This is a genomic window from Streptomyces sp. NPDC055099, from assembly GCF_053607685.1.
The window spans coordinates 1-1,010 of sequence record NZ_JBSGUA010000091.1 but is presented as its reverse complement, the minus strand read 5'-3'; the positions used below and the strand labels follow the sequence as shown (position 1 = coordinate 1,010).

Genomic DNA, 1,010 nt, shown 5'->3' with positions numbered 1-1,010 from the left:
TTAGGCACTGTTTCTCGGATCTCCTGACGTGGGTGGGTAGTTGGCGTCAGGCTGGTCGTATGGGTCGTGGTGATTTAACGAATGCGGAGTGGGACCGGCTGGTGTCGTTCCTGCCTCCTGGTGGTGCGCGCGGGGGCCGGTGGAGTGATCACCGGCGTGTGATCAACGGGGTGCTGTACCGGGTGCGTACGGGGGTGCAGTGGCGGGATCTGCCGGAGCGCTTCGGTCCCTGGGAGACCGTCTATAAGCGTCATCGCCGCTGGTCAGCGGATGGCACGTGGGCCATGCTGCTGTCGAAGGTCCAGGCGGCCGAGGACGCCGAGGGACGCATCGACTGGGAGGTCTCCGTGGACTCGACCACGGTGCGGGCCCATCAGCATGCTGCCGGCGCACGCAAGACGCCTCCGGCCGGGGTGGGTCAAAAGGGGGCGGGCCGGGGGACGAATCGGGCAGATCCGGTGCTGCGGAGACTGGCCGCCCGACTGAAGGAAGTGCTCCGGTCGGCGAATGCCTGGGACGTTCCCGCGGCGGCTTCACCACCAAAATCCATCTCGCCGCCGAAGGGCGGTGCCGGCCCCTCGCCGTCGTCCTGACGCCCGGACACTACGGCGACAGCCCCCAGTTCGAGCGGGTCCTCACACAAGTCTCCGTGCCCCGCCCTGGAGTGGGACGTCCGCGCACCCGGCCCGACCATGTCCTGGCGGACAAGGCCTACACATCCCGCAAGAACCGCCGCTACCTGCGGCGACGCGGAATCTCCCACACCATCCCCGAACGCCTCGACCAGCAAAGGCACCGACGCAACCGCGGTTCCCGCGGCGGCCGTCCCGTCGGCTTCGACAGCGAACGCTACAAGAAACGCAACACCGTCGAACGCGCCATCAACCGACTCAAGGGCTTCCGGGCGGTGGCCACCCGCTATGAGAAACGTGCCTACATCTACCTCGGCACCATCACCCTCGCGGCCCTCACCATCTGGCTCCGAACATGATCCGAGAAACAGTGCCTAG

General features: G+C 67.1%; 1 protein-coding gene. It reads left to right on the top strand.

What is annotated here, in order from left to right; all coding sequences use genetic code 11:
* Nucleotides 1-59 precede the first annotated feature (59 nt).
* A protein-coding gene (locus ACWFRU_RS42500) for an IS5 family transposase (protein WP_453694226.1) occupies nt 60-991 on the top strand; the annotation gives its coding sequence in 2 pieces (ribosomal slippage) (nt 60-407 and nt 410-991; 930 coding nt in all).
* Nucleotides 992-1,010: the final 19 nt, after the last annotated feature.